General features: G+C 59.0%; 1 protein-coding gene. It reads right to left on the minus strand.

The genetic code is table 11. From position 1 onward, the window contains the following. Window positions 1-193 (minus strand): aldo/keto reductase (locus tag X744_RS0139510; RefSeq protein ID WP_031261661.1); only part of this gene is annotated, 193 nt, incomplete at its 3' end. Window positions 194-271 lie beyond the last annotated feature (78 nt).

Raw genomic sequence — 271 nt, forward strand, 5'->3', positions numbered from 1 at the left:
CCAGCAGGATCTCGTTTTCGAAGGGGCCGTAGACCTCGGCCGTGTCGAAGAAGTTGACACCGATCTCGACGGCGCGGTGCAAGGTAGCGATCGCCTCGGCTTCCGGCTGGCCGCCATAGGCAAAGCTCATGCCCATGCAACCGAGGCCGACCGGGAAGACTTCAAGTTCAGTTCCTAGCTTGCGGGTTTTCATCGCGCATCTCCTTGTTGTGATGCCCAGGAAATAACGCCTTGCCGCCCGTTCGATAATCGGCTCTTCTTCGTACGGGTC

The sequence above is a fragment of the Mesorhizobium sp. LNHC252B00 genome, assembly GCF_000502955.1.
Classification (GTDB): Bacteria; Pseudomonadota; Alphaproteobacteria; order Rhizobiales; family Rhizobiaceae; genus Mesorhizobium.